The sequence below is a fragment of the Caballeronia sp. PC1 genome (assembly GCF_021353155.1).
Taxonomy (GTDB): Bacteria; Pseudomonadota; Gammaproteobacteria; order Burkholderiales; family Burkholderiaceae; genus Caballeronia; species Caballeronia cordobensis.
This window is the reverse complement of the sequence record NZ_JAJUBH010000002.1, coordinates 65,682-91,973: the sequence shown is the minus strand read 5'-3', so window position 1 is coordinate 91,973 and position 26,292 is coordinate 65,682. Positions and strand designations below refer to the sequence as shown.

24 protein-coding genes and 2 pseudogenes are annotated in these 26,292 nt (G+C 61.7%); 10 read left to right on the top strand and 16 right to left on the bottom strand.

The genetic code is table 11. The features are described 5' to 3' along the window. Positions 1–94 precede the first annotated feature (94 nt). The 10 genes from scpA to LY284_RS16200 all read right to left on the bottom strand — a co-directional run bounded on the left by scpA (position 95) and on the right by LY284_RS16200 (position 9,150). A complete protein-coding gene (scpA, locus tag LY284_RS16245) occupies positions 95–2,197 on the bottom strand; it encodes a methylmalonyl-CoA mutase (protein WP_233387273.1) in 2,103 nt (700 codons plus the stop codon). Then, positions 2,194–3,018: a Pnap_2097 family protein gene (locus tag LY284_RS16240; RefSeq protein ID WP_233387272.1), complete on the bottom strand. Its 825-nt coding sequence runs from the start codon at positions 3,016–3,018 to the stop codon at positions 2,194–2,196. Before LY284_RS16240 ends, scpA begins: the two co-directional genes overlap by 4 nt. A 9-nt stretch (positions 3,019–3,027) precedes the next feature. After that, entirely contained in the window at positions 3,028–4,317 is a 1,290-nt protein-coding gene (locus tag LY284_RS16235) for an MSMEG_0569 family flavin-dependent oxidoreductase (protein WP_233387271.1), read from the bottom strand. A 30-nt stretch (positions 4,318–4,347) separates the two neighbouring features. After that, positions 4,348–4,632 carry an MSMEG_0570 family nitrogen starvation response protein gene (locus LY284_RS16230; protein ID WP_045455481.1) on the bottom strand — a complete coding sequence of 95 codons (285 nt, stop codon included), beginning with the start codon at positions 4,630–4,632 and terminating at the stop codon, positions 4,348–4,350. Between the two features lie 22 nt (positions 4,633–4,654). Further along, complete coding sequence (locus LY284_RS16225) at positions 4,655–5,614, bottom strand: sll0787 family AIR synthase-like protein (RefSeq protein WP_233387270.1); 960 nt, start codon at positions 5,612–5,614, stop codon at positions 4,655–4,657. Beyond that, positions 5,611–6,171 (bottom strand): MSMEG_0567/Sll0786 family nitrogen starvation N-acetyltransferase, encoded by a 561-nt coding sequence (locus LY284_RS16220; RefSeq protein ID WP_045453119.1) that lies wholly within the window; start codon positions 6,169–6,171, stop codon positions 5,611–5,613. The genes LY284_RS16225 and LY284_RS16220 overlap by 4 nt, the downstream gene beginning before the upstream one ends. 1 nt (position 6,172) lies before the next feature. Next, positions 6,173–7,243, bottom strand: a complete 1,071-nt coding sequence (locus LY284_RS16215) for an MSMEG_0568 family radical SAM protein (protein WP_375294284.1) — start codon at positions 7,241–7,243, stop codon at positions 6,173–6,175. Then, a complete protein-coding gene (locus LY284_RS16210) occupies positions 7,236–8,243 on the bottom strand; it encodes a Nit6803 family nitrilase (RefSeq protein ID WP_053568941.1) in 1,008 nt (335 codons plus the stop codon). The genes LY284_RS16215 and LY284_RS16210 overlap by 8 nt, the downstream gene beginning before the upstream one ends. A gap of 5 nt (positions 8,244–8,248) precedes the next feature. Next, complete coding sequence (locus LY284_RS16205; RefSeq protein ID WP_045453114.1) at positions 8,249–8,731, bottom strand: MSMEG_0572/Sll0783 family nitrogen starvation response protein; 483 nt, start codon at positions 8,729–8,731, stop codon at positions 8,249–8,251. A 245-nt stretch (positions 8,732–8,976) separates the two neighbouring features. Beyond that, entirely contained in the window at positions 8,977–9,150 is a 174-nt protein-coding gene (locus LY284_RS16200; RefSeq protein WP_233387268.1) for a hypothetical protein, read from the bottom strand. Between LY284_RS16200 and LY284_RS16195 the strand changes: the two genes are divergently transcribed. Continuing rightward, positions 9,133–10,524, top strand: coding sequence for a PLP-dependent aminotransferase family protein (locus tag LY284_RS16195; protein WP_041732091.1), 1,392 nt, complete (start codon positions 9,133–9,135; stop codon positions 10,522–10,524). The two genes, LY284_RS16200 and LY284_RS16195, sit on opposite strands and share 18 nt — an antisense overlap. Positions 10,525–10,538: 14 nt before the next feature. On the opposite strand, the pseudogene LY284_RS16190 reads toward LY284_RS16195, so the two are convergent. From LY284_RS16190 to LY284_RS16180, 3 genes and pseudogenes are all read right to left on the bottom strand, one after another. Continuing rightward, positions 10,539–10,967 (bottom strand): annotated as a pseudogene (locus LY284_RS16190) (DUF2252 family protein); the annotation flags it as partial. 214 nt (positions 10,968–11,181) lie between these two features. Continuing rightward, positions 11,182–11,943, bottom strand: a complete 762-nt coding sequence (locus LY284_RS16185) for a hypothetical protein (protein ID WP_233387267.1) — start codon at positions 11,941–11,943, stop codon at positions 11,182–11,184. Positions 11,944–12,770: 827 nt separating this feature from the next. Beyond that, positions 12,771–13,343 carry a hypothetical protein gene (locus tag LY284_RS16180; RefSeq protein WP_156903110.1) on the bottom strand — a complete coding sequence of 191 codons (573 nt, stop codon included), beginning with the start codon at positions 13,341–13,343 and terminating at the stop codon, positions 12,771–12,773. A 170-nt stretch (positions 13,344–13,513) separates the two neighbouring features. On the opposite strand from LY284_RS16180, the gene LY284_RS16175 reads away from it, so the two are divergent. From LY284_RS16175 to LY284_RS16145, 7 genes and pseudogenes are all read left to right on the top strand, one after another. Next, positions 13,514–14,614, top strand: coding sequence for an MFS transporter (locus LY284_RS16175; RefSeq protein WP_233387266.1), 1,101 nt, complete (start codon positions 13,514–13,516; stop codon positions 14,612–14,614). Positions 14,615–14,658: 44 nt separating this feature from the next. Further along, positions 14,659–15,045: a transposase gene (locus LY284_RS16170; RefSeq protein ID WP_014194150.1), complete on the top strand. Its 387-nt coding sequence runs from the start codon at positions 14,659–14,661 to the stop codon at positions 15,043–15,045. Then, entirely contained in the window at positions 15,012–15,380 is a 369-nt protein-coding gene (gene tnpB / locus LY284_RS16165; RefSeq protein WP_014194149.1) for an IS66 family insertion sequence element accessory protein TnpB, read from the top strand. Before LY284_RS16170 ends, tnpB begins: the two co-directional genes overlap by 34 nt. A 65-nt stretch (positions 15,381–15,445) precedes the next feature. Next, positions 15,446–17,019: pseudogene (locus LY284_RS16160) on the top strand (IS66 family transposase). Between the two features lie 102 nt (positions 17,020–17,121). Next, entirely contained in the window at positions 17,122–17,325 is a 204-nt protein-coding gene (locus LY284_RS16155; RefSeq protein WP_233387265.1) for a hypothetical protein, read from the top strand. Further along, positions 17,322–19,097, top strand: coding sequence for a winged helix-turn-helix domain-containing protein (locus LY284_RS16150; protein ID WP_233387264.1), 1,776 nt, complete (start codon positions 17,322–17,324; stop codon positions 19,095–19,097). The genes LY284_RS16155 and LY284_RS16150 overlap by 4 nt, the downstream gene beginning before the upstream one ends. Before the next feature lie 868 nt (positions 19,098–19,965). After that, positions 19,966–20,412: a carboxymuconolactone decarboxylase family protein gene (locus LY284_RS16145; RefSeq protein ID WP_233387263.1), complete on the top strand. Its 447-nt coding sequence runs from the start codon at positions 19,966–19,968 to the stop codon at positions 20,410–20,412. A gap of 577 nt (positions 20,413–20,989) precedes the next feature. Here the strand turns inward: LY284_RS16145 and LY284_RS16135 are convergent. Then, positions 20,990–21,808 carry a dienelactone hydrolase family protein gene (locus LY284_RS16135; RefSeq protein ID WP_045453096.1) on the bottom strand — a complete coding sequence of 273 codons (819 nt, stop codon included), beginning with the start codon at positions 21,806–21,808 and terminating at the stop codon, positions 20,990–20,992. 845 nt (positions 21,809–22,653) lie between these two features. On the opposite strand from LY284_RS16135, the gene LY284_RS16130 reads away from it, so the two are divergent. Further along, positions 22,654–22,803 carry a hypothetical protein gene (locus LY284_RS16130; RefSeq protein ID WP_233387262.1) on the top strand — a complete coding sequence of 50 codons (150 nt, stop codon included), beginning with the start codon at positions 22,654–22,656 and terminating at the stop codon, positions 22,801–22,803. Positions 22,804–23,110: 307 nt separating this feature from the next. Beyond that, a complete protein-coding gene (locus LY284_RS16125; protein ID WP_014250361.1) occupies positions 23,111–23,452 on the top strand; it encodes a BON domain-containing protein in 342 nt (113 codons plus the stop codon). A 263-nt stretch (positions 23,453–23,715) separates the two neighbouring features. On the opposite strand, the gene LY284_RS16120 is transcribed toward LY284_RS16125, so the two are convergent. Together LY284_RS16120 and LY284_RS16115 are read right to left on the bottom strand one after the other, a co-directional pair. Then, a complete protein-coding gene (locus LY284_RS16120; protein WP_233387261.1) occupies positions 23,716–24,102 on the bottom strand; it encodes a hypothetical protein in 387 nt (128 codons plus the stop codon). 576 nt (positions 24,103–24,678) lie between these two features. Beyond that, a complete protein-coding gene (locus LY284_RS16115; protein WP_233387260.1) occupies positions 24,679–26,232 on the bottom strand; it encodes a DHA2 family efflux MFS transporter permease subunit in 1,554 nt (517 codons plus the stop codon). Positions 26,233–26,292 lie beyond the last annotated feature (60 nt).

The window sequence follows — 26,292 nt, the reverse complement described above, 5'->3', positions numbered from 1 at the left end:
ACCGCAATCGTAGCCGTCTGCCGCGGCAACGGCCGGTGACGGAGAGTGGGATTCGTTCTAAAGGCACTGGGAAGGCCGCGCCCTATCAATCCTTTTACGTCAAAAGGCCCGTGCGATTTTCTGTCTGCGAAGGAACCAGGCGCGATTCGGATTGCGCATTCGGGCAGATCACCTTCACCAGCCGTTCGACGATCTCGTGCATCGTCGAACCAGGATTGAATACGTCGGCGACGCCTTTCTTTCGCAGCAAGAAGGCGTCTTCGTCGGGCACGATTCCGCCTAGGACGAGCGGCGTATGCACGTCGCGATCGGCAAGCTCGCGCAGCAATCGAGGCACGAGCGTGCCGTGCGCACCGGCAAGCGACGAAACGCCGATAACATCGTACGAGCCTTGCGCAGCGAGCTTCGCGACCTGGGCCGGCGATGCGAACAATCCGGTAGTCGTCACATCGAAGCCTGCATCTTCCAACGCGGACGCCACGACACTCGCGCCGCGATCGTGTCCGTCGAGTCCGAGTTTCGCGATCAGCATGCGTGGCTTTCGACCAAGCGTTTCGCGCAGTTGCGCGACGCGAGCGCATGCCGTGTGCCATGCGTCGTCACGACGATATTCGCCATACACGCGTGTCGTATTCGCCGATGCCGGATTATGACGCGGCCACATGGCTTCGAGCGCGCGCGTGCATTCACCAACCGTCGCGCGGGCGCGCATGCAATCGATCGTCAGCGCGAGCAGATTGTCGGCTTCGTCGCGTGCGGCGCACGTCAATGCGGCCAGCGCGGCGCGCACGCGAGATTTGTCCCGCCGACGCAGCACGTCAGCGATTCTGTACGACTGCTGCACGCGCACCCGCTCGCCATCGATCGCGAGACAGGCGGGCATATCGTCGTCGGCATCGTCGACAATGAACGCGTTTGCGCCGACGATCATCTGCATTCCCGAATCGATGCGCGCCTGCGTCGCCGCCGCGCGCTCTTGAATCTGCCGATGAACCCAGCCCGTGCGAATTGCTTCGAGCGCACCGCCGCGCGCCTCGATTTCGTCGCCAATCTCGCGTGCTCGCTCTGCGACGCTCGCAGTCAGCGATTCCATCATGTACGAACCCGCCCACGGGTCGACGACATCGCACAACCCGATCTCGTGCTGAAGAATCAGTTGCGTGTCGCGTGCGAGCTGCGCAGCGGATGCCGATGGCAACGCAAGCGCTTCGTCATGTGCATTCGTGTGCAGCGATTGAGTGCCGCCGAACACTGCCGCAATCGCTTCGACGGTCGTGCGAACGATATTGTTCTGCGTGCGTGTCGCGCCGAGCGACCAGCCCGACGTCTGGCAATGCATCCGCAGCGCGCGACTCTTCGCCGACGTCGCCCCCTCTTCTTCGGCCATGCGCGACCAGATGAGCCGCGCCGCGCGCAGCTTTGCGATCTCGCCAAAGAAGTCCGTGCCGACGCCGAAGAAAAAGCTCAGTTGCTCGCAGACGGCATCGACGTTCAGGCCGCGCGCACACAGTGCACGCACATAAGCGCGGGCGTTGGCGAACGTCAGCCCTAGCTCCAGCGATGCATCCGCGCCCGCTTCCTGAAAGTGATAGCCCGAAACGGATAACGCCTTGAAGCGCGGCATCCGCTCGCTCAGAAACTGCACGACATCCGCGACGATTCGCATCGACGGTTCCGGCGCGAACACGCAGGTGTTGCGCACCATGAACTCCTTGAGGATGTCGTTCTGCACGGTGCCGGAGAGCGACGCCATCGCGATGCCGCGTTCCTCCGCCGCGACGATGTACGCCGCAAGCACCGGCAGCACGGCGCCGTTCATCGTCATCGACACGGAGACGCGTTCGAGCGCGATGCCTTCGAAGAGACGCGCCATGTCGTCGACGGTGTCGATGGCCACGCCCGCGAGGCCGACGTCGGCGCGCGCTTCATCGTCGGTCGAGTCGTAGCCGAGTTGCGTCGGCAGGTCGAACGCGACGGACAAGCCCTGCGCACCGCGATCGAGCGCCCGACGAAACGCGAGGTTCGAATCGGCGGCATCCGCGTAGCCGGCGTACTGGCGGATGGTCCACGGTCTGGCCGTGTACATCGATGGATACGGTCCGCGCACGAACGGCGCGGCGCCGGGCATCGAGTCGAGATGCGCGAGACCTTCCAGATCCGCCGCCGTGTAAAGCGGCTTGCGCGGCACGCGGTTCATGCGCGTCTCCGTGTCTTGTGTGTCAGTACGTCGGCGATCTTCACGCCATCGCGCATGCGCTCGATCTCGCACCAGTGCGCGATGCGCGCATCATCGATCAACGCGCGGCGAAACGTTGCCCGCAGCCCTTCGCCGACGTTGATGTTGCCGTGATAATGCAGCTCGCGCGACACGAGCGCGGGCAAGTCCGCAAGACGCCACGTTTGCCATTCCGCACGATCGACGAACGCCTGAAAGCTCGCGAAGTACAGAAAGTCCGCGCCGTTGAAGTCGCTGTACGGGCACGGCAAAAACTCGACCGGCGCGCATTCGGCCGCGTGCAAAGCGATTCCGTCGATACTCGCTGCTGCTTCACGCAGGCGCAGCTTGCGCGCCATATCCTGCATGTCGGCGATGAGCGGATTCATCGGCGCGATCTCGCCTTTGAGGTTCGCAAAACTCGCCCGCGCGACCGAGCGATTGTTGCGCGCTTCGGTGCGTCGTACGAAGGTGGACATCATCGACAGCGCGGCGATCGAGTCGTCTTTGCCGCTCACGCGATGTTCGCTGAGATGCCGCACCGGCGCGACACGCGAAAGCTCGGTGCGAATGCGCAGCGCGTCGTTCTCGCGCACATCGTGCATGCCGTCGGCGTGCAGCCGGATCGACGTGAACGCGGCATACGCGCGGCTGCCCTCGTCGGAGATGAAGTCGCTCGCCGTTTCGCGCGCGAGCGCGTCCCAATGCCGGTCGCCGCACTCTTTCAGCAGCCAGTTCTCCGACAGCCCCGCGCAATTGAGCTGCGGCATGCCGGCGCGATAAGGATCGTCGTGACGAGGCATGAGCTTCCTTCACGCGCACGCGATCGACGCACGCTCCGGCGCGTTTGCCCGCTCCGCGCACACTGCATCGACGATGTACTGCGCATCGCGCGCCACACCGGAAAAGCGGCCCGAGCCCCAGGTATGCAGCCATGGCAGGCCGATGAAATAGAGACCCTTCACCGCCGTCACGCCGCGCGTATGCGACGGATATCCGCGCCCGTTGAACACCGGCGCATCGAGCCACGCGAAGTCCGGCGTAAAGCCGATGCACCATACGATCGACGTGATCCCGCTCGCCTGCAGATCGAGCTCCGCGCGCTCTTCCTGCGGCTGCCAGATGGATACATAAGGCGCAGTGGGAGGCGCGTCGATGCCGTGCTTCGCAATGAAAGCATCAATGCTCGCGTTGATGCGGTTATAGGTATCGTCGGCGTCATCGAGATTCGCGCGCAGGTTGGTCGCGAAACGCAGCTTGCCGTCGCGGAAGTCTTCGAGCCGGCCAAACAGCTCCATGCCTTCGAGCGCGAAGCGGCGCAGATCGATGTCGCGTCCGCCATCCCGGCCCGTGACGTAATGATTGGTGTTGTCGCGCACGCCTTCACGCAACGGATGATCGGTCACGGGCATGTCGTAATAGCGCATGTCCGCGAGCCAGTCGACGACATCGCGGCCGCGATGAAACCGCGCGCAACGCGGCGCCTCGCCGACCGCGAGATGAACCTTGCGTCCCGACAAATGCAGATCTTCCGCGATCTGCGCGCCCGACTGACCCGAGCCGACGACGAGCACCGCGCCGGGCGGCAGCGCATCGGCGTTGCGATATTCCGATGACTGCACCTGCACGATGTTAGCGGGCAGACGCTCGGCCATGCGCGGCACGATCGGCGTGTGATAGCCGCCCGACGCGACCACGATCTGATCCGCCGTGAACGCGCCGCGCGTGCTCGTCACGGCGAAGCGTCCTTGCGCGTCGCGCGTGACGCGCGTGACCGCCGCGCCCTCAAGCACCGGCGCATTCACCTTGGCGATGAACGCATCGAGGTATTCGATGATCTCGTCCTTCTTCATGAAGCCGTGCGGGTCCGCGCCCTGATACGGATGCCCCGGCAACGCGCATTGCCAGTTGGGCGTCACGAGGCAGAACGTGTCCCAGCGCTGCGTGCGCCATGTGTGCGTGACGCTGTGCTTCTCGAGCACGAGATGATCGATGCTGGCCTGCTTCAGGAAGTAGCTGGCCGAAAGCCCGGCCTGTCCGCCGCCGATGACGATCACGCTGTAATGCGCCGGCGCGGTCTGCGATGAATCGATGTTCGACATATTCAATCCCTCTGCCATTCGACAAGTGAGTCAATCGAGCGCCAGCACGGTGACGCGTGCGTCGTGCGCCTCGCTGAAGCGCCTCGCATCCTCTTCGATGCGCGCAAGCTGATCGAGCGCGGCCGAGCACGCGAAGCCGTATTTCTCCCGCACGCGCTCCGAGCCGATGTTCAGCGCCTCGCGCGAACGCGCGACGAAATCGCCGACGCTATAGCTTTCGCCTGCCGCGAAATACTCGCCGACGACGGTCGAAGGCGAATAGCAGTTCGCCTCGACGCCGTCGGGCCAACGAACCAGAAAATGCATCACTGGCATGGTGTAGCCTCGGTTGCGAGGTTTATCGCGCGCATATGAACGGCTCCTCGTTCAGGTTCCATAGCAACGCGGCATCGCCGTCGCGCGTCAACACGACTTCACTCGATGCATCCACTTCGCCGATCACCGCGCTCGCGAGGTCGCGCGAAGCAAAGCGTGCGAGCACTTCATCGACATGTTCGGGGCGCACGGACAGCACGAAGCCGAAGCTCGGAAACGCCGTGAGCCAGCGCTCGAAATCGACGCCTTCGGGACATGGCAAGGCATCGAGATCGATGCGCACGCCGGCCTTCGAACATTCGACCAACATCAGCGCGGTGCCGAGCGCGCCCGCCATGCTGATGTCCTTCGCGGCATCGCACAGGCCGTCTTCGGCTAGCGCAGGCAGCAGTTCGTAATCGCCGCGCGCGCGGCCAGCAGGCGCGCCGACCGATGCATTCCAGAACGGATAAGGCTCCTCGAAATGGCCGCGCAAATCGACCGCCATCACGAGCGCATCGCCGGGGCGCGCGTCGAAGCTCGTCAGAAGCTTCTTGGCCCGCCCGACGATCGCCACCGCGAGCTGCGCGCCGTCGCTGCGCACGTTGCTATGGCCGCCGACGATCGGCACGCGATACGCCGACGATGCCGCCGCCATGCCCGCGAGCACGTCGGATGCCGCTTGCGCGTCGCCGCTCCACAAGGCATCGACGACGGCGAGCGGACGTCCGCCCATCGCGTAGATGTCGCTCACGTTCACCATCACGCCGCTGTAGCCCGCGAACCACGGCATCGCGCGCACGAAGTCGCTCACCAGCCCTTCGATCGCGAAGAGCAGATAGCCGTCGCCATCGGGAATCGCGGCGCAGTCGTCGCCTATCGGCACGTTCGGCACCGAATACGCGAAAGCAGGCAGTCGCGACAACACGCCCGAGATATCGCTCTTGTGACGAAACCCGCGACTCTCGCGCAAGCGTTCGACGAGACCGACGAGCGCGTTCACGACGGCCTCCGCGCCAGCGCGACGAATCCGCTTTGCGGCGTGACGCACGGCGGATACGCATCGAGTTGCGCCCGCATCAGATGATGCGCGCGGCCGAACAGCGTCTCTTCCTGCTGCGTGTCCCAGCGCAGACGCCGGAAGAGCGGCACGTTCTGCGCCTGCACATGCGCGAGAAAAGTCTCGCATCCGAGCGCGTGTGCGCTCGACACCGCGAGGCGGATCAGCGTCGAGCCGATCTTGCCGTGCGAACGAAAAGCCGCATGCACCGCGAGCCGCGAACCGAGCCATACACGCGGCTGCGTTTCGTGGATGCGTACCGTGCCGACGACCTGCTCCGGCATGCCCGCGACGCAACTCAGCGCAACGAGCAGTTGCGCGCGTTCGTCGATCTCGTCGCGATCGTCGCCGACGAACACGCCCTGCTCGATGCAGAACACCGCGCGGCGCAGCTTGTACGCTTCATCCGCTTCCCACGGCAGCGTCGCCCACTTGACGCGATACTCGACCGGCGTGTAGGCGAGATCGAATGCATCGCCTTCGATGGCTTCGACGAACATGTCACACCTCGTACGAAGAAAGCGACGAGCACGCGCCGCATTTGGCGCAGCCCGCTTTGATATCGGCGGAGCGCATGCTGGCGTTTGCGAGCATCGCACCGATGGGCGCCAGCACTGAACGCATGAATTCCGGCGCGGGCGCGGGATGATCTTCGAGCGGCGTGCCGCTGATCGGCACGAACGGCACGACGAACGGATACACGCCGAGCGCGATGAGCTCACGCGCCGTATCGACGATGGCCTGGGCGCTGTCGCCCAGCCCCGCGAGAATGTACGTGCTCACCTGTCCGCGTCCGAACACGGCCACCGCCGCCTCGAAGGCTTCCATGTAACGCGCGACCGGCACCGTCGCCTTGCCCGGCATGATGCGTTCGCGCACGGAAGGCGTCACCGCTTCTAGATGCATGCCGAGCGTGTCGATGCCGCTTGCCTTCATGCGCTCGAACCAACGATCGTCGTCGGGCGGCTCACATTGCGCCTGGATCGGCAGATCGACCGCGGCCTTGATCGCGAAGGCGCTTTCGCAAAGGATCTGCGCGCCGCGATCGGACGTCGGCGGCGTGCCGGTAGTGAGCACCATATGCTTGACGCCATCCAGCAGCACGGCGGCGCGCGCCACTTCGGCAAGCTGCTCCGGCGTCTTGCGCGCAATCGTGCGCCCCGCAGCGAGCGACTGGCCGATCGCGCAGAACTTGCACGACTTGCGTCGGCTCTCGTAGCGGATGCAGGTTTGCAGCACGGTCGTCGCGAGCACGTCCGCGCTATGCAGCGTCGCGATGTGCGAGTACGGCACGCCGTCGAGCGTCTGCATCGCATAGAAGCGCGGCGCCTTCGGAAAGCTGATGCTCGCAATCGGAATCGCATTGCGCATCAGCGCGCTTTTGCCGCTCCCATCGGGCTCTCCGGCGACGAACGGCGACTCCCACGCGGTGCTCGTATGCACGGGCACCATGATGGTCACGCCATCGACCGTCACCGCCTTGTGATCCGACGGTCCCGCGCCGCCGCGCCGGCTCGACACACCCGCGCGCGGATCGACGAGCCGCAGGCCCGTCGACTGAAGCTCAGTCATCAATTGCCGTGTCGATGCCGGCAGGTTCTCTTGAGCGCTCATCGTGTTCGGTGTCCTTGAAGGAAGTGACAGGCGATGCCGGGCGATCGTTGATCGCGAGGCTCAGCAACTCGGGCCGTGCGTAATGACCGACCGAATCCATCATGCGTTTGCGCTTCGTGATGAGCGCCATGTCGAGATCGGCGATCACCATGCCCTCGCCTTCGCGCAAAGGCTCGGCGAGATGCTGGCCTTCGGGCGAGACGATCGCCGTATTGCAGCCGCCGCGCAGTGCGCGTTGCAGGTTCGGATCGGGCGTGACGGCTTCGATCTGCGCATCGGTCAGCCAGCCCGTTGCATTGACGACGAAGCAGCCCGATTCGAGCGCGTGATGGCGGATCGTCACTTCGATCTGCTCCGCGAAGATCGGACCGACCAGCGAGCCGGGGAACTGGCTGCAATGGATCTCTTCGTGCTGCGTCATCAGCGCATAGCGCGCGAGCGGGTTGTAGTGTTCCCAGCAAGCGAGCGCACCGACCCGTCCCACGCCCGTTTCGACGACCTTTAGACCGGCTGCGTCGCCTTGTCCCCAGATCATGCGTTCATGAAACGTCGGCGTGATCTTCCGGCGCTTGAGCAGCAGCTTGCCGTCGGTATCGAAGATCAGTTGCGTGTTGTACAGGCTGCCGTGGTCGCGCTCGTTCACGCCGAGCACGACGACCATGTTCGCGAGCCGCGCGTGTTCGGCCACCGCCTGCGTGACCGGACCCGGCACCACGACCGCTTCCTCGTAGAGCTTCATGTGATCCGCGCCCGATGCCACCGGCGCGCGCACGAACGAGAAATACGGGTAATACGGCACGAAGGTCTCGGGGAACACAATGAGCTGCACGCCCTGCGCCGCAGCTTCGTCGATGGCCGTGCAGACGCGGTCGAGCGTGCCGTCCGGACGCTCGAAGTCCGGCGTGATCTGCACGGCGGCGGCGCGCACGATGCGCTTTTTCGAAAGGGCATCGGCCATGATCGTCACACGGTCCACGTATGGATGACGAGCGCGTTCTCCTTGCGATGAAGCAGCTGGATATCGAGAACGTCGAGCGGGTTGATCGGACGAATGCCTTCGATGAGCGAGGCTTCGCCGTGTCCGTACAGCGCCTGCAACGCGAAGCGGCACGCGTAGACCTTGCCACCTTCGGCCATGAACTTCTGCAGTTGCTTGTTGAAGTTGAGATGGCCGGGGAAGGCTTCGTCGCCGAGCGTCGGAAAGCCGCGTTGCAGACCGAGCGTGACGCCGGGGCCGTAGAGCAGCACCGACGTATCGAAGCCCTTGCGTTGCAGGCGCGTGGCCTGCAGCATGTTCACGAAACCGATCGAGCCTTCGAACGCAACCGTATGAAACGTGACGAGCGCTTTTTCACCGGGTTCGGCCTTCACATCCTCGAAGACCTTCTCTTCGTAGTCGACCAGAAAGTCGCCGTTCTTGTGAAGCGGTTGATTGACTGCGGGCATGGCATTCTCCGATGTATGGGTTCGCGAACGAGCCGTCGCGCTCGATCGTTATCGATCGCTTTCATCGCGACGGCGAACGCTAAAACGCAACGGATATGCCAATGATTGGCCCGCGAAATGCAATCACTTTGCAATCAAGCAAAACGATCTTGCATGCGCGAACCGAAAATTTTTTGCGGAAGCCTTGATTCACGGGCCTTCGCGACGCGCCGCCTCGCTCATGCCCACACAGCCCACGCACGATTTCAGCGCAGAAAAGCGTGTGCATGGTGCGCGGCACACCGAAGCCGTGCATCGATGCGATCAATGCAATCAAGTGCGATCAGCGCATGCGATCTCTTTTCGATCGATTGTTTTGTCATGCTAAGGTCATCCGAACCATCGCCGGAGACATCGCGGTCATGAATCAGCTTGCGCATCACTGGGTCAGGAAGCTCGAAGACAGCAGAAAGCCCGCTTATCTGACGATTCCCGATCTGATCGAGGAAGACCTCGCGAGCGGCCGGCTTCGTCCGAGAGACCGGCTGCCCGGTCTGCGCGACCTCGCCGATCTGCTCGGGCTGAACTACACGACCGTCGCGCGCGCGTATGCCGAAGCGCGCAAGCGCGGCCTGCTCGATTCACGCGCGGGCAGCGGCACGTTCGTGCGCGGCAGAACGCAGACGTTGCCGCTCGCGGGTGGCAGCAGTGTCGAGATGTCGATGAACATGCCGCCCGAACCGCCCGCGCTCGCGGCGCGGCTGCGTGCATCGGCGGCGAGTCTGATGGAGCGCGCCGATCCGTTTCAGTTGCTGCGCTATCAGGATTTCGGCGGCACGGCGGCGGATCGTGTTGCGGGACGCGAGTGGCTCAAGGCGCGCATTCCCGATGTCGATGTCGATACCGTGCTCGTCTGTCCCGGCATTCATGGCGCGCTCGTCGCGCTGGTCTCGCAGCTTGCGCGGCCCGGTGAAATAATCTGTCTGGACTCGCTCGCTTATCCGGGGATCAAGGCGATCGCATCGCAACTGGGCGTGCGCCTGCAAGCCGTGCCGCGCGACGATGAAGGGCCGCTGCCGCATGCGTTCGAAACATTGTGTCGAACGGAAAAGCCCGGCGGCTTCTATTGCAATCCGACCTTGCAGAATCCGAGCACGTTGACGTTGACACGGCAGCGGCGCGAAGCGCTGGCGGATGTGGCCCTGCGCTACAACGTGCCGATCATCGAGGACGAGCCTTATGGGATGTTGCCTTGCGATGCACCCGCCACGCTTGCCGAACTTGCGCCCGAACTGACGTATCACGTGACGGGCTTATCGAAGACGCTCGGCGCGGGGTTGCGTGTCGCGTATCTGAAAGCGCCGACGTCGCGGCAGACTCAGCGCATCGCGGGAGCGTTGCGGGCGACGACGGTCATGCCGAGTCCGTTCACCGTGCTGCTCGCAACGCAATGGATCAACGATGGCACCGCCGCCGACGTGCTCGATTCCATTCGCGATGAAGCAGCGGCGAGGCAGGCCATCGCGTCGGCGGAGCTTCGAGGTCTCGCCTTCGACGCGGATCCGCAAGGGTTTCATCTCTGGCTGCCCGTGCCTTCCATGTCCGACTGGAGCGCGCCCGAACTTGCCTTGCAGTTGCGCAATCAGGGCATCGGCGCGGTGGCCGGCGCCGCGTTCTCTACCGATGGCAATCCGCCGAATGCACTGCGGCTGTGTCTCGGCGGGCCGCAGGATCGCGAGGATTGCCGCGAAGCGCTAAGGCGCGTGGCGGACATGATGGCCGATCCGCATCATCTGCATATGCCCATGCTTTGAAGCGATGCGTACCATCAAGCGCCGGTGGCGTAACGTCGGCAATGCTCTAGGTAGCCCGCTTCGTGGCTGCTCACCAACTGCACGATGCTGTTCCAAAGCCATAGCGGCGCGTCGATGTTCTTCGATCGATTGCGGCCGAGTTCGGCTCGCCACTCCCGCTTCGTAGCGTCGTCCATCTGCCGCGCATGCGCCTTGCCTACGACGCCCGCGAGATAGTGCGCGACGTGCATCGCGTCATCCTTGCCGAGTTGCCCGATTTCGAGCTTCATGTCCTGTGGCAACAACTCGCGGATCACCACGCCGCGATCGAGCAGGCGTGCCGCGCGCATGCGTTCACCGAGATACGGCGACAGGTTTCGCGCACCTTCGAGGACGCGCAAGGCGTTGTCGCGCGGCATCGCGACGTCTTCGTACCGTGGCGCGGCGGCCTTCACACCTTCCTTCCCTTGTCTTCCAAACGGCTTACACGGACGTCGAGTCACGCAGCCATTCAGGTGTCGAAGCGTGTCTCCAGCACCCCGGCGATATTCGCCAGATTCGCCTTGAGCTGTTCCAGTGCGAACGACAGCGTCGACAACGCCTGCAACTACCATGAATCGTTCGCGGATTCGAGAATGACGTTCGCGATATCCGATTGGACAGCAGTGGACGCATCGTTCAGCGGCCCGAGAGAGCGTTCGGCAGGCGGCAGCTGCGCATCCACGTAGCCAGTGCCTGCAGATAGCCGCTTGCGCATTCGCGCACGAGGTCGATGCACTCCGCGAGCGGCTCCCTTTCCTTCTCTGTCAGCCAGCCGCATTGCGATTGCCCGATGCGATCGAGCAGCACCAGTCCATGCCATAGCGTCTCGAAAGCGAGTAGCGCGGCGCCGAGCGACGATCCGGTTTCGAAGCACGCACGCACGCGCGTCTCGCCGCAGACCGCGCACGCTTCGACGAGATGGCGCAGAAAACTCTCATGCAGCGCATCGACGCGTTCGCAGTTTTCGAGCGGACCGAGGATCGGCATGGTCGCGAGCAGCGCGCGGCCGTCATCGAGAAGCTCGCCCATGATCTCGAAGGCGCACGAACGGGACAGTTGCGGCCACACGCTCAATGACACACCGATGCCGATGGCCGCACCCAGCGCGATCGCTTCCGCGCGCGACACCGCGCCTGCAACACCTGCAGATGGTTCGAGTGCGAGCGACGCCGCGACGACGATGCTGTAGTTGGTCGTCGGGAAGAGCGTCGACGCAAGGCATGTGACGAGCGTCGCGAGGGCGAGTCTCGGGAAGGCATTGGCGGCATCGGGGAAAAATGCAGCGTCGCCAGACCTACCGCGGCCCCGATTGCCGCGCCGATCATCTGGCCTACGCCGTACTTGAGGCTGCGGTCGAAGCTCACCTGCGGCGTGAACAGGCGGGAAAAAACGCCCCACGTGGTACTCGATGAACCGACGAAATTCATGCACGCATACGTCAGCGCGCTCGCGATGAGCGACTGCACGCACATGCGCAGCGCATCGAACCGGCCGATACGTCGGGGGCGTCGTCCTTGACTGTCGCTTCGGCTTGAATCGCCGAGAATATTGCACGAGATACGGGGCGGTTTCTCGATGCGAGCATCGCTTGTGTCCATGCCACGCCATTGCGATTGCTGAAATGGCGCATCCCGGGGTATTCGTACCTTCCGTGCAAATTCTGGCGGCGGGTTGCCGCTGCCCCTTATGCAGTAAGGCTCCGCCGGGCTATGGCATCGCGTTGAAACTCAATCTTGCAAGCCATTAATCGGAAAGGAATTTTCGAAGAAAACCGCCAGAATTTGCACGTAAGGTACGAATACCCCTATCCGCGGTCGACTTCGCTGAACGCTCAGCTCATCGCCCAAGCCATCCGCTGGAGACGGATTACTGGCGAAGCTGTTGTGTGTGTCTTGCGGCTTAGACGATTAGTTGCATTACATCGTTGGACCCCGTAACGCTACGCCCGCTCGCAATCTCGCATCCGAGCTATAGCTGACATCCCGCGCCACCCGGGCTTCGGCGTCGGACTGATCCTTCACTTGGGGCACGTGACGCGATTCCGTAGCGGCCGGATCGGTCACGTCCCGCAATGCTCCAGCTCCCTACGATGCGATTCGGCGTTGGCAAACGGGGCGGCGCCCGACGCAAGCAAAATCAGCAGTGCGATGGGAAGCAACGAGTTGGGCATTCTCGCATCCAACATGAGTACAACTGCCCGCAGCGTGCGGATGAGCGAGCGAGCCTCATCTCCCTCCTTCGAAATCCCCGCGGGTGCCTTCCAGACTAATCTGCGGCGCCAGCAGGCATGGAGAGCCGCACGGTGTGCCGTTCCCGGATGGCATCGAGCCGGGAACCTGCTCGCGGCTCAACACCCCTCTGATGACGCGACCGTCGCGCTCGACCACGATCTGCACATCGAGTATCGCACCCGCCTGCGGCGCTCCCGGAAACTCGATGTGCATCGAGCCGGTGCAGTCACTATTCACCTGATACTCGCCGGTCTGCCCCTGCGCGAAACCCGCCGAATTGACCACGCCTGGTCGCGCCATACCGGTGTTCATCAGGAAGTCTTTGCGCGTGAACGACCCTCTGCCATCGAACGTCTGTACGGCTACGCCGTCGATCAGTTGCGGACTCGCGTACGGATAGATCGTTCCGCCAACGATGATGCCGACCAGCGAACCGTGAGCGGCAAAGGCGTAGGTCCCTCTCAGGGTAGCGTTCGAGCACTGGTGATCATCGGCGCGTGCGACGCCGCCCGAGAGCAGCAACGCGCCCGCCAAGGCCGTGTAAGCACTCCAGAATCGGTGTTTCATTTCAGTCCCCTTTGTCATCGACACTTGTCCATACTGCGGCGGCGGCGGGAAGCCAACAATGGAGACGAGGTGAAGAAATCATGAATGGGAGGCGCTTTCCAGGCTTCGCGAGGAAGAAAACTGCCCTACTCTTTATCGAAACGGATCGCCGGCATTCATGGAGGCGCCTCGTGTCGAAAAAACCAGACAACCGTTCACGACTCACGACGGCCATGACTGCCCGCCAACGCTGGACGATACTGGTGGCGAGCACAGGTGGCGCACTCGAAGTCTTCGATTTCGTGATCTATGGCTTCTTCGCCCGCAACATTGGCGCTGCATTTTTCTCTCTGCACGCGGGCACATCCGGCGAAATGCTGTCTTTCATGGTGCTTGCCATCGGCTATCTGTCGAGACCTGTCGGCGGCATCCTGTTTGGCCGCCTGGGCGATCTGTATGGCCGGCGCATTGCCTTCCTGTCGTCCGCGATGATTGCGTCCGTGGCGACCTTCCTCATTGGAGTGCTTCCTACGTATTCCGACTGGGGCATCGCCGCGCCCGTGCTTCTCGTGCTGCTGCGATTGATTCAGGGATTGTGTCTTGGTGGAGAACTCCCGGGTGCCGTCGTCTATGCGGTGGAAACCGCCCGCGCCCGACCGGGGTTCCTATGCGGCATCGTGTTCGTCGCCGTCAACCTCGCCCTGCTCCTCGCGACCTGCGTCAATCTCGTTGTGCAAAGATCGTTCACTCCCGTCCAGATGGACGAGTACGGCTGGCGGCTCGGCTTTCTCATCGGCGGCATGATCGGTCTTTTGAGCTTCGCGATACGCAGGCGTCTCGCCGAAACCGACGAGTACGCCCGCGCCGTCTGCGCGCGCCATCGTGCGCCCTTCAGCATGCTCTGCCGTCGACATTCCATGCGCCTGGTGACGGGCACCGGCGCGTGCCTTCTGGTAGGTGCGTCGAGCGGCATCTTGATCGGTTATCTGCCGTCCTATCTGCGCGGACTCCACTATGAGCAGGCCCAGATCATCGACGCGCAAATCAGATATCTCATCGTCGTCGCGGCGTGCATCCTCGTTACATCGCATCTCGGCGACCGCGTGTCCCGCCGTCAGGTGTTCAGACTCGGCACGGTTCTCTCCGCACTCTTCGCGCCCATCTTTTTCATCGCGGTGACGAATCGTTTGTGCAGCCTGGCCCCGTTATATGTCATGGCCGGGGTCGTCGCATCACTGGCGAACGGCACTTACGCTGTAAGCGGCTCGGCAACTCACCTTGAATGTAGCTGAAACAGTTGGGAGTATCGTGTCCACTAAAGCGAATAAGCGGACACGTGAACACTATCGAAGAAGAGGCGTTGCCGACGCGTCGCCGTCGTCGGCGCTACACCGAAGAATTCAAGGCGCGCGTTGTCGCCGCTTGCCAAGGCACCGGCGTGTCAGTGTCGGCCGTGGCGCTGGAACATCGGCTCAACGCGAATCTATTGCGCCGCTGGCTTGATCAGGCAGAAGGCAAACTTCCAAAGCGTTTGTCTGAAGGCCCGGCAGAAGCTCAATCGACACCCCTACCAGCGTTCGTCCCTGTTGCTATGGGAGTAAAGGAGGTAGCCTCGACGGAGATCCGTGTCGAAGTTCGCCGGGGCAGTCAGTCGATAACCGTGAGCTGGCCGGTCTCCGAAGCCGCGCAATGCGCGACGTGGCTGCGCGAGTGGCTGCGGTGATTCGTGTCGACGAGATCTGGCTAGCAGTCGATCCGCTGGACATGCGGGCCGGCTTCGACACGGCGTTGGGGCGCGTGGTGAAGGTGTTCGGCGCCGCGCATCCGCACCACGCCTATCTGTTCACCAACCGCCGCGCCAACCGACTGAAGGTTCTCGTCCACGATGGCATCGGCATCTGGTTGGCAGCGCGCCGGCTGAACGAGGGGCGGTTCGTCTGGCCGCACGCTGGCAGCGAACCCAAGCAGCAGTTGCTCACGCACGAGCAACTGGCGGGCTTGGTGCTCGGGCTGCCGTGGCAGCGCATCGGCCAAGATGGCGTGATACGCATAATCTGACGCGTTAAGGGCGACGTATACAGTTCTGCTTCTCGCGTTTGCGGGGTTCTGGCAGACTGGTCTGCATGAACCCGCCGGCCGACCTCGACGACCTCAATCCAGAGCAGTTGCGCGCCCTCGCAGCGCAACTGCTCGCCGAGGTCCACGCCAAGGATCTGGAGGTAACGGAGAAACGGCGAGAGCTCGGTGAGCTAGAACGGGAGCTGCATTACCGACAAACTCGCATCGACCAACTGACTCACGAGATCTCCGTGCTCAGGCGCCAGCAGTTTGGCCGGCGCAGCGAACAGCTCAACAGCGAGCAAATGAGCCTGCTTGACGAGGCGATTGATGGCGACCTGGCTGCCATTGAGATAGAGCTCGAAGAGCTCGAGCCTTCACGCAAGCGCCAACACGAACCGTCCAAGCGCGCACCCTTGCCGCCGCAGTTGCCGCGTGTCGACATCCGTCACGAACCGGACAACACGGTGTGCCAATGCGGATGCGAACGTGTTCGTATCGGCGAAGACATCAGCGAGAAGTTAGATTACGCGCCGGGCGTGTTCAAGGTGGAGCGACACATTCGCGGTAAATGGGTATGTCGCCACTGTGAGACGCTAATCCAGGCACCCGTGCCCGCGCACGTCATCGACAAGGGCATCCCAACCACCGGACTTCTAGCGTCGGTACTGGTCAACAAATTCGCAGATCACTTGCCGCTGTACCGTCAGGAGCAGATCTTTGCTCGGGCGGGCCTGGCGATACCGAGATCCACGCTGGGAGCGTGGGTGGGCACATGTGGCGCGCAGTTGCAGCCACTGGTCGACGCCCTTCGTCGAGAGATCTTGCAGCAAGGCGTGTTGCACGCCGACGAAACGCCGGTGCAGATGCTCAGCCCCGGCAAGGGAAGACGCATCGGGCTTATCTGTGGGCATATACGTCCACGCAATTCAGTCACCTTCGCGCGGTGGTGTACGACTTCGCGGGCAGCCGAGCTGGAGAGCATGCCCGTACGTTCTTAGACGGCTGGCGTGGCAAGCTGGTGTGTGATGACTACGGCGGTTACAAGGCCTCATTTCTTCAGGGCATCACCGAAATCGGCTGCGCAGCTCACGCGAGGCGCAAATTCTTCGAACTGCACGCCAATCACAGCAGCCAGCTTGCTGAGCAGGCGCTACCGTTCTTCACCGAGCTCTATGACATCGAGCGCGATGCCGCGACCTTGGATGTCGAAGCTCGACGCCAACTTCGTAAAAGCCGAGCCAAGCCCGTGTGCGACGCGCTCTATGAATGGCTTGTCACACAGCGGAAACTCGTTTCTGACGGATCGGCCATTGCGAAGGCTTTGGATTACAGCCTGAAGCGCTGGGAGGCGCTGACGCGCTACCTCGATGACGGGCACGTACCAATCGACAACAATTGGGTCGAAAATCAAATACGCCCATGGGCCATCGGCAGGACCAATTGGTTGTTTGCGGGGTCGCTTCGCGCAGGCCAACGTGGGGCTGTGATCATGAGCCTCATTCGCTCAGCGCAACTGAACGGGCACGAACCCCACGCGTATCTGAAAGACATCCTGACACGCTTGCCGGCCCACAAAGCGTGCGATATCGCATCTTTGCTGCCTCATAACTGGCAGCCTCTCACGTCTGTCGCGTAGCCCTTCGCCCGTCAAGACGGGTTCGCTGGCCGCTTACCTTACGCTTGCGCAATCGCCGAGTCGTTTCCGCTCGACGTCCGGTTCAGCGGCGTCGCTACCGCGATGAATCTCGGGCTCACCTTGGCGCTCGGGCTGACACCCCTCGCTGCGCATTTCCTGGATGCGCGACTGCGCGCTTCGCCCGCGCTCGTCATGGTGGCGTGCGCGCTGCTGTCGTTCGCCGCATCGTTCGGGATGGCACGCAACGCCCGGCCGGCCAACGCAACGGATGTGAACATACGATCGCCCCTGAGAGAGCGCCCATGAACACGCCTGGCTCCGCCGACATGGAAGACGTCGAACTGGACACGCGCCGCTACGAGTTGCGGCGCCGCGGCGAACCGGTCAAGCTCGAACGTCTGCCGATGGAGCTGCTGATCCTGATGGCATCACGCAACGGGCAGCTCGTCACGCGCGCGGACATCGTGCGGGCGCTGTGGGGCGTGAATGCGTACCGAGAAACCGACACCAGCATCAATACGGCCATCCGTAAGATCCGTGTCGCGCTCGACGCAGACCCGGATGTTCCGCGCTATCTGATCACAGTCAAGGGCAAGGGCTACCGTCTGGAAGGCATTCGAACAGTGGCCGGGGAGCCGGGCGCGCAAGCCGCGCCTGTTACACCCGCTGCACCGATCCGCGTACTGGTTTTGCCGTTCGAGAACAATAGCGACGACATCGGTCTCGACAGTTTTTGCGCCGCGCTCGCTGACGAGACCTCCGCGAATGTCGGCATGCTTGATCCGCAGCGGATCCTGGTGATCGCTCGCACTACGGCCGCTCGCTATCAGCGGGCCAACAAGAGCATCGCGCAGATCGCTCGCGAGCTCGATGTCGACTATGTGCTAGAAGGATCGCTGATGCGCGAAGGCGGACGGGTTCGCATCCTGGCGCAACTGATTCGCTCCTTCGATCAAGTGCAGCTCCTGAGCTGCGCGCACGAGCCGATGGCCAAAGGCGCGCTCGATATTCAAAAGGAAGTTGGTGCGGCGCTAGCGAGGGAGGTCTCGCCCGCACTAGCCGAGCGGCAGCAACACAGGTTGTCACGCAGGCTTCCGATCGATCCGGCCGCGCACGACGCGTATCTGCGTGGCCGCTATTACTGGACGCGCCGCGTGCATTTTGATGCCGGCTTCGCCGCACATCATGCGCTGAACGACGAGGACTTCATACGTGCGCACAGCTACTTCGAGACCGCCCTAGATCTCGACCCGACCTATGCACTGGGCTACGTGGGGATGTCGAACATCTACGGCTCCACGGCAACTCATGGCTTCTATGCGCCCTCGCAGGGCTATCCGAAAGCGCGCGAGGCGGCACTGCGCGCCTTGGAGCTCGACCCAAGCCTTCCCGAGGCGCATCAGGCCCTCGCGGGCGTTCATTACTTCTACGACTGGGACTGGCGCCGCGCGGAAGAGGAGTTTCTCGCGGCCCTGCGCCTGAACCCTAGCCACGCCGAAACCAGCCGCCTCTATGCGCGATTGTTGCTCGTGCTCGGCCGGGAGGCGGAAGGACGCGCCCAGTTTGAACTCGCGGAAAGAGTCGATCCCCTCGGATTCGAAGGTTCGCGTGTCTTTGGGCTCGTGCAGTCGGGCCGGTATGACGAAGTGATTCGCGAGTATCTCAGCGCGGGGCGTGGCCCGAGCTCGCCGCTCATATATCAATTGCTCGCGACCGCTTTCGAGGTCGAGGAGCATTTCGAGGAAGCGATCGACGCAACCATCGACGCACTCACACGCTGCAATGAATTCGCCCGTGCCGAGGCGATTCGGACAGTGTGGTGTTCGGGCGGCTATAAAAAGGTTCTCGAATGGTACCTGCAAGATTTGCTGGCAAGACGGCGACACCGATATACCTCGCCTTTCCTGCTCGCCGAGATCTACGCGCGGCTCGAGAGGCCGGACGAGATGTTCCACTGGCTTGAAGTCGCGCTCGCAGAACGCTCGCCCCGGCTTTGCGAGCTTCGCACGAACGCGTGGTTCAGGCGTTTCCGCTCGATGGGACGTTTCCGCAATGTCGAACGGCGCATCGGCCACTGACTTTCCGTGGGACGACCGTTCAGTGATGGCGAAACGTATCGGACCGCATACGCATTTCACTCGACCGGGCAGAATCGCCAGGACTGGAAGAACTTCGGTCCAGGGACGAAAGCGAACCTGCGCTCGCCGACGTATCTGCTACGCCGCCGATATCCTTTGCGGACTGCGTTGATTGAGGCTGCTGGGTCGACGGTCTGTCTTGCGCCCAAACGTGGCACGAGACGACCATCGCCGCGACAACCGCTACGACTTGGGTCATTTTCATTTTCAGCTTACTCCGGTTCCGGATTTAGCACGGCTGTCGAGAAACCAGTCGTGAACGTCGGCGCGTAGAAGAGCCTGCGGATGGCTGTGACTTCGCGCCTAGCCGTCAGGGTGCGCCGAGCGGCGCACGGGGGCCATCGACGAAACCTGAAGAAACGCTTAAGCACGCCCGGTTGAGCCGGCGTCCAGTCGGCAATCCGCACATAAGTGTGTCGCGGATCGACGCCAAGCGGACCACCGATATGCCGAAGCGCACGACTGCAAAGCTTCCCGCAGCGGTCATTCCCTGCGATCGAAAAGAAGCGAGCGCTATCGTCGATGCCTCGACGTCGCCAATGTCTGGTTGATGTTGGCCGTCGACGATTGCTTGTCTGAGGCCCGAGTGGAGCTATTTCCCGACGGCCGCCGACGCAGTACGGTAGATCCCAATTGATGCGGGGGAATAGGCTTGGCTCAGTCATTTCGCCAATTTTTGGACCTATCGGCCGAAATCTCAGAATAGTAACGTCACGTTATGTCATGGATCACGCGCAAAGGCGAAAGTAGCTGACCTGCGCCCGTGGCGCAAGAGACATCATTTATGGCCGAATGCCAAAGGACAAATATGACCCGCTTGAACTGGAAAGAGATCGCGCCGGACGGCGCAAAAGCGCTTTTCGGTATCCATCACTATGTGACCAAGAGCACCAACCTGCCAGAGGAACTCATCCATCTCGTCTTCCTCCGTGTTTCTCAAATCAACGGATGCGCCCATTGCATCGACATGCACAGTCGCGATCTTAGAAAGACCATGTCCATCGACAAGATCACGTTGGTAACGGTGTGGGACGAGGTTCCGCACCTGTTCTCCGATCAGGAGCGCGCCGCCTTGGGTTGGGCCGAAGAAGTGACTCGCGTCAGCGAAACGCATGCTTCGGATGAGGCTTACGCAGCGGCCTCAGCGGCATTCGCACCGAAAGATCTCGTCGATCTCACGATAACGATCGCCGCGATGAACGCTTTCAACCGTCTCGGCGCTCCATTCCGCCTTCCTGTCGCCGCCAGGATCTGAGTCCACGAAGGCATCTGACAGCGACGCGTCCGTCAGAATTTGCGCTACGTCTCATGCCGACAGAGACGACCCCATGCTGCAGCCGCGACTGAAGATGCGTTTGCCATTTGTGAACTGATGTGGGAGGGTCACGCTCATACCGAAGCTCGGTGTCTAACCGACGCTTTCACGTCTTCACGCGTTAAGTCTGATCTGTAGCGCCAAGTCAATCGAATCTGAACGACCGTTACACGCCAGGAAATGTTCATTTTCCTGGCAATCTTATGTGACTGCTATTGGCCGCAGGTACTCATCCGACTGCCGCGAGAACTGACCCATCGGTCGTCCCGACCACCCGATCATGATGCGTCCACATCCGAAATCACTTGGGTGATGTGTCATCCCTCCCGACAAGCGGCATTTTTGTCGCCATCACGTCGTGAAAAAGCGCATTCGCGTCAGGAGGCAAGGATACGCCACCGAACGACCGACGATCTCCGCGTCGATCAGCGGTTCCCCGGCCAAATCCCCGTTGGCCTGCGAAATCCCGCGCGCCATATGCTCGGCAAGTGCAAGTGCGTATTGCCCACATATGGGGTCACGCCTGAAGACGCTGTTTCAAAAATTCAAGCACCCGGTCACGGACTTTGAGGGTCGGCTCTCCCTCTTTGTCAATCAAATTCTGCGTGAGTACGCTATGAGGCGATGGCACATGCTTGGCCACGAATGGCGCGACATCCTTATTCGCCACCTCGTCCGGCAACACGATGCCTTCAAAATGCTCGCCCAATGCGTTCTGGTAAGCCGTAAACCTGGCAGCAGTACACAGCGGGTCGTCACGGAAACGCAACCCAACTACTTTCAGGCCTTCCCGATCCAGTCTGGAACGCACCTGGCTCAATTCTTCAGGCGAAATTTCCAAACCACCTGGGTCGTTGAGCGGCAAGGCCGGCTGCGCCAACACGGGCGCAATCAGCGCTGAGTCAAGCATCATCGTCAACGCGAAATTTCCCGTGAAGCACATGCCGACCGCACCAACGCCCGGCCCGCCGCATTCTGCGTGCGCGTGTCTAGCCAACGCGCGTAACCAGTGCGTCACCTTGCTTGAGCGCCCGGATTGCATAGCGCTGAACTCGGCGCTAATGCAGAGGCGTTGCAGTACCGCTGCCCCTTCGTCGGCGTCAACCACCGCCCCATCGCGGCCGAACAAAGAGGGCATATATACGCGGAACCCTGCATCCCTGACCCAACGGGCAAAACGGGCGACAGGGGGACTAATGCCCGGCACTTCCGGCATTACGATAACCGCAGGTCCAGCACCCGCCAGATACACTTTCTTACTGTCACCCTCAAACTCAAACTGCCAGGTTGAAAAATCGTCCAAGGGATCATCGACACTGACATCGCGCGTATTCATGCACAACTCCTTTATGCCGATTGCGCGCCCGAGCTTGCGCGCTTCGAACTCTTATCTAACGGGCTGCAATTAATATAGTGCAGGCGTGTTCGAAATGGGTAAATATTGGTTAAGTGGCGTGCATGGACACGTCGTCACTTGGCACAAAATTGCGAATTGCTGCCACAATCGGCCACGGCCGAGCCATAGCCACTGGACTTCATCCATTCGCTCACGGCGATCAACGTCGGCGAGGAACTAACTTATCGACTACAGTCTCGTCATTTATGGCGAGATCTCCCTGCGGTCGGGCATTCGACGGCGGCTATGGGAGTGGTTCAGTCATCCGAGCCCGCGTTTCGGGGACCCGGCATGTCGCGCTGGCACCAGCGCGGGATCAAGCCGCGCGCGCCCGAGCGAATCTTCGGTAAGACGGACCACTACGTTTCCAGCTTGGCAAAACGACCATATCGGCGGTCATTGGGTGACACGATTCTTCGTGTGCATGAAGCTTACGCTGCACGAACGACGTTGCCGACCGGTTGACCGATACTGAGCTTGTGCTATTTCAACAGCACCTCAGGCAACGCCATCGAACGTGAGCCGCCAATGTGCGGCCCCGTTGACTCTTCCCCCGCAAAGCCGGTGACAACGTTAATTCGCTTTCTGCAAACTCTTGAATTTACGCGCTTTCGGTATGCGCCGATGCGTCGGGTCCGCGAAGTGACAACTTTGATTTGGTCTACGGTCGCGCCCGCGTCGGTGATTTGTGGGCCAGTCGGATCGCAGAGGCCACTTGGATCGCATCTCGATCGAATGTGATCAATAACACCTCGTCGGGTAGTGTCGTGCTTGGGTGCGACTCGATGAACGGCTATACCGACCGATGGGATACGGGTATCGGCATCACGCCGCTTTCATCGGGAGAAGTCTTTGGCCGGATATTTCCAAAGGAGTCGCGGATGGGCAAGCTGGCAAAAAAACCGGCGCGACGTTTCCAGGCGGCTGTTGGTTAGCGCATCACGCACGCGGCCTCCTGGGGGCGGGGCAACCCTTCAACGCCGCCTTTTTTGCCGTCTCGACGCGCACAGCGTTGTCTCCGCGCACTATATTCTGAGTAGCACGGCTAAACGCGGGTGTTTGCACCACGAACTGAGCAGTAGAGGAAATTCTAACGCCGCAAAGATAGCGCCTCCATGCTTACAATGTAGATGCAGTGCCGCAGGTCACGACTACCGGTTTGCGCAGTTTTCCGTAGGCGCGGTTGACCGGTGTTCTTTGCGTTTCTCCTCCAGTTTTACTACTTTCACCTGAGGAAAAGAAATGACATCCACGAAGATCTTCCTTGCCGCGGCGATTTCCATCGGCGCGATCATCGCGACCGTGCCCGTTGTTGGTGCGCAAGAGACAGCCGTAGCGACTTCCTCGAAATCATCCGCCAAAGCAGCAAATCGGCAACTCGCGAAGCAGGTTCAGACCACGCTGTACAAGCAAAAAGGTTTGGAATCGGCCGATATTCACGCTGTCGCTCGCAGCGGCAAGGTTACGCTGGTCGGGATGGCGCCCGATCAGAAGCAGATAGATCTCGCGGGGAAAATAGCCGAAGGCGTACCCGGTGTGTCGTCGGTTACCAACAATCTGACGGTGGAAGAAGCCGGGCATTGAAATCGGCTTCAACGTGGCCAGTTTGTCGCACGCACGTTACCGCTCCGTGAACGACGCGGGCTGTTGGGCTTGCTTGTGGTTCGACAGCCGCCGTCGACGGAATTGGCAATTTGTCGTGTTGCATCCGCCGGCTGCAGCCGCAAGGTAAGGACGCCGATCCACGGAGTGTCAATGCCTCTCGCTGGATTCGGCGATCTGATTTCGAAACGCGTAAAGGAAGACATTCACCCTGTTTGGCACGTAGCGCCTGCTCGGCATCCCGCCTAGACCGACAAATCCTGCATCGCCGCATCCTCCAAATCGATCTGCACCAGCGCGGTGTTGCCCGCCCAGCGGCGCAATCCGCAAGGCTGCGTCGAGCCCCTGTCCGACGATACCAATCTGATGATCGGAAGATCGAGGTCGATGCGAAGCTCTGGATTGGCTTCGAGCAAACTCGCAAGCATCGGCGGTGCGACGGATTGTCTGAACCCGGTTGGCGCTGTCATACGAAGCACTCTTGACGTCTTTTCCGGCAACGGCCTAAGCTCGACGCGCGCACCGGACTCCGCATCCGCCATTGCCTTGGCAAAGCGGACGAACGCTTCACCTTCGGCTGTCAGTGTGAGCGATCGAGTCAAGCCCCCGCCGCGATCTTCTTTCAGGTTCACCGACGCGACTGAGCCAGATTAAGGATGTCAGCTTCGCCCGCTGCCAGTGAGCAAGCATTCTGCATTTTCTCTGGGCATTCTCGAATGCAAACCGTGTAGTGAAAAAGTTTCGTCAGGGAAACGACGTTGTATTGGAACCCGGCATTGTTGCCACGGACGGATACTTGCTAGCAATGGCCCCTGTAATGGGGCGGAGGAGCCGCACGAGCGTCCTTATAATTCATATGCCAATGGCCGAATTTCCGCCGGAAATCGCGGAGGGCATCTCCTTTGATTTGGCCGGCGCCGATCCGTGAGTGACCGCTTAGGGATGCGGCCGAAAGCAGACTGGCGGGGCGTCGAACAACGCGCATTAGCCGGTCACTGCCCGACGCGGTCGCCCGAACCCACCCATTGCAGACCTTTGTCGATGGAAACCGACGTGTCTGCTGAAAGCTTAGGATTGGCCATTCGTCGCCCGGAGACGTCGAGCCGTAGCCACACAACTTGATCGAGTGTTGAATCGACTCGGGCGCCTCAACCAGTTTCGTCACGCACGTCGTCGCGCAGCACGAATGAAGATGACCCTAAAGCTTCTCAATGGCCGCCCGCGCGGGCGGCACCCGCGCCCGCGCCTATGCCCGGCTTCGTCAGCCAGATGAGCGGCACGATCGCGATGAAGATTACCGCGGACAGCCAAAAGATGTCGTTGAGACCAAGCATCGCGGCTTGCGTCGTGAGCGTGCGCTCGAAGAATGCCAGCGCCTGCGACGGACTTCCGCCGAGCGCGCCTTGTACCGAACCGATCGCATCGACGAAAACCGGGTTGTGCACGCTCGCCTGTTCGACGAGTTGCGAGTGATGCAGGATCGTTCGATCGTTCCAGCCTGTGTTCGCGAGCGACGTGCCGACCGCGCCCGCGAACACGCGCACGAAGTTCGAAAGTCCTGCAGCCGCCGGAATCTTCGAAGGCGGCAAGCCCGACAGGATGATGGCCGTCAGCGGCACGAAGAACAGCGCGGTGGGGATGCCTTGCAGGAGCGTCGGCACGACCAGCGTCCAGGTATCGACGCCGGTCGTGTAGTGCGAGCGCATGAAGAACACCGTCGCGAAACCGAGAAACGCGAGCGTGGCGAGCACGCGGGCGTCGGAGCGCGGCATCAGCTTGCCCATGACCGGCGCGAGGATTACCGCGAAGATGCCGAGCGGCGCGGTGGCGAGACCGGCATCGACGGAACGGTAGCCAAGATATTCCTGCATCCATTGCGGCAGCAGCACAAGGTTCGAAAAGAACACCGCATACGCGACGGAAATCGCCACCGTGCCGCCCAGGAAATTGCGTCCGGTGAAGAGCTTGATATCGACCACGGGACTCTTTTCCGTCAGTTCCCATATGAGGAAGAACGCGAAGCTGACGAGCGCGAACACGCCCAGTCCGACGATCAACGGCGAATTGAACCAGTCGAGGTCCTTGCCCTTGTCGAGCATGATCTGCAGCGACGCGACCCACGCGATCAACGAAAGCAGCCCGACTTTGTCGATCGGAATGCGCTTCACCGGCGTCTCGCGTTCGCGATAGATCGCCCACGTCACGCCCGCCGCGAAGAGGCCGACCGGAATGTTGATGTAGAAGATCCACGACCACGAATAGCTGTCCGTGATCCAGCCGCCGAGCGCCGGACCTGCAATCGGCCCGACTGTCGCCGTCATCGCCCAGAGCGCGAGAGCGGTCGAACTTTTCTCCTTCGGATAGGACGCGAGCAGAATGGCCTGCGACATCGGAATCAGCGGGCCGGCCACCGCACCCTGCAAGATGCGCGCGGCGAGCAGCGCCGGCAGATTCGGCGCGATGCCGCACAGCCACGACGAGAGGACGAACAGCAGGATTGACCACACGAACAGCTTGATCTGTCCAACGCGCTGCGTGAGCCAGCCGGTCAGCGGAATCGAGATCGCGTTGGCGGCGGCGAAGAGCGTGATGACCCACGTGCCTTCATCGACGGAAACGCCGAGATTGCCCGCGATGGTTGGAATCGCGACGTTGGCGATCGACGAGTCGAGCACGTTCATGAAAGTCGCAAGCGCCACCGCGATGGTCGCAAGGACGAGTTTGCCGCCTTGCAGCGGAGCCGGTTGAGGCGTCGAGTTCATTGCATCACCTGTCTTTTCTTTCACTGACGTATCAGATATATGGATATAAAAAGAATGCGC

Excerpts from the sequence above, each read along its gene's own strand:
- scpA (WP_233387273.1), bottom strand. The coding sequence starts at position 2,197 with ATGAACCGCGTGCCGCGCAAGCCGCTTTACACGGCGGCGGATCTGGAA.
- LY284_RS16240 (WP_233387272.1), bottom strand. The coding sequence starts at position 3,018 with ATGCCTCGTCACGACGATCCTTATCGCGCCGGCATGCCGCAGCTCAAT.
- LY284_RS16235 (WP_233387271.1), bottom strand. The coding sequence starts at position 4,317 with ATGTCGAACATCGATTCATCGCAGACCGCGCCGGCGCATTACAGCGTG.
- LY284_RS16230 (WP_045455481.1), bottom strand. The coding sequence starts at position 4,632 with ATGCCAGTGATGCATTTTCTGGTTCGTTGGCCCGACGGCGTCGAGGCG.
- LY284_RS16220 (WP_045453119.1), bottom strand. The coding sequence starts at position 6,171 with ATGTTCGTCGAAGCCATCGAAGGCGATGCATTCGATCTCGCCTACACG.
- LY284_RS16215 (WP_375294284.1), bottom strand. The coding sequence starts at position 7,243 with ATGACTGAGCTTCAGTCGACGGGCCTGCGGCTCGTCGATCCGCGCGCG.
- LY284_RS16210 (WP_053568941.1), bottom strand. The coding sequence starts at position 8,243 with ATGGCCGATGCCCTTTCGAAAAAGCGCATCGTGCGCGCCGCCGCCGTG.
- LY284_RS16205 (WP_045453114.1), bottom strand. The coding sequence starts at position 8,731 with ATGCCCGCAGTCAATCAACCGCTTCACAAGAACGGCGACTTTCTGGTC.
- LY284_RS16195 (WP_041732091.1), top strand. The coding sequence starts at position 9,133 with ATGAATCAGCTTGCGCATCACTGGGTCAGGAAGCTCGAAGACAGCAGA.
- LY284_RS16200 (WP_233387268.1), bottom strand. The coding sequence starts at position 9,150 with ATGCGCAAGCTGATTCATGACCGCGATGTCTCCGGCGATGGTTCGGAT.
- LY284_RS16180 (WP_156903110.1), bottom strand. The coding sequence starts at position 13,343 with ATGAAACACCGATTCTGGAGTGCTTACACGGCCTTGGCGGGCGCGTTG.
- tnpB (WP_014194149.1), top strand. The coding sequence starts at position 15,012 with ATGCGCGACGTGGCTGCGCGAGTGGCTGCGGTGATTCGTGTCGACGAG.
- LY284_RS16155 (WP_233387265.1), top strand. The coding sequence starts at position 17,122 with ATGAATCTCGGGCTCACCTTGGCGCTCGGGCTGACACCCCTCGCTGCG.
- LY284_RS16150 (WP_233387264.1), top strand. The coding sequence starts at position 17,322 with ATGAACACGCCTGGCTCCGCCGACATGGAAGACGTCGAACTGGACACG.
- LY284_RS16145 (WP_233387263.1), top strand. The coding sequence starts at position 19,966 with ATGACCCGCTTGAACTGGAAAGAGATCGCGCCGGACGGCGCAAAAGCG.
- LY284_RS16135 (WP_045453096.1), bottom strand. The coding sequence starts at position 21,808 with ATGAATACGCGCGATGTCAGTGTCGATGATCCCTTGGACGATTTTTCA.
- LY284_RS16130 (WP_233387262.1), top strand. The coding sequence starts at position 22,654 with ATGAACGGCTATACCGACCGATGGGATACGGGTATCGGCATCACGCCG.
- LY284_RS16125 (WP_014250361.1), top strand. The coding sequence starts at position 23,111 with ATGACATCCACGAAGATCTTCCTTGCCGCGGCGATTTCCATCGGCGCG.
- LY284_RS16115 (WP_233387260.1), bottom strand. The coding sequence starts at position 26,232 with ATGAACTCGACGCCTCAACCGGCTCCGCTGCAAGGCGGCAAACTCGTC.